At 76.6% G+C, this 783-nt stretch carries 1 protein-coding gene; it reads right to left on the bottom strand.

Annotated elements, in window-relative coordinates; all coding sequences use genetic code 11:
- A partial coding sequence (locus tag RH94_RS43910; RefSeq protein ID WP_234425893.1) for a DsbA family protein occupies nt 1-783 on the bottom strand: 783 nt, incomplete at both ends.

The following is a 783-nucleotide window of genomic DNA, read 5'->3' as shown; positions in this document are numbered from 1 at the left end:
CCCGCCCCCGCCAGCACGGCCCGCTCGCGGGCGGCGCGCACGGCCGCCGAGAGGGTGGCGACGTCGTAGGCGCCGTGGTGGCGGCGGCCGTTGACGAAGAAGGTCGGGGTGCCGGAGACGTCGCTGAGGTCGGCCGACTCCACGTCGTCGGCCACCCGTTCCGCACCGGCCCGCCCGAGCAGGTCCCGGCGGAAGCGGTCGCCGTCGACCCCGACCCGCTCGGCGTAGCGCAGGAGGTCGTCGGGGCGCAGGTCGCCCTGGTGGCTGATCAGGACGTCGTGCATCGGCCAGAAGCGGCCCTGGCGGGCGGCGGCCTCCGCGGCCTCGGCGGCGAGCTGCGCGCTCGGGTGGACGTCGGTGAGCGGCAGATGGCGCCAGACGTAGCGCACGTCGTCGCCGAACTCGGCGAGCAGCTCGCGCACGACCGGCTCCGCCAGGCCGCAGTACGGGCACTCGTAGTCGCCGTACTCGACCAGGGTCACCGGGGCGTCGAGCGGGCCGCGGACGTGGTCGCGTCCGGGGTCGACGGGTTCGCCGAGGTCGACGACGACCTGGCCCCGGCCGAGCAGCGCGCGGGCCCGGCGTCGCGGGGGCAGCAGGGCGAGCCCCCTGGTCACCAGCCAGGTGACCAGGAAGGAGCACAGCACGGCCGCCAGAATGCCGATCTTCGCCTCCTCCAGCCGGGTGCCGCGGAAGGCGAGCGTGGCGATCAGCAGGGACACGGTGAAGCCCACCCCGGCCAGCGTGCCGCCCGCGGCGACGGCGCCCCACCCGATCGGCGGG

Source organism: Streptomyces kebangsaanensis (genome assembly GCF_001906585.1).
Classification (GTDB): domain Bacteria; phylum Actinomycetota; class Actinomycetes; order Streptomycetales; family Streptomycetaceae; genus Streptomyces; species Streptomyces kebangsaanensis.
Note: the sequence above shows the minus strand (reverse complement) of the source record. Positions and strands in the feature narration are given on the sequence as shown.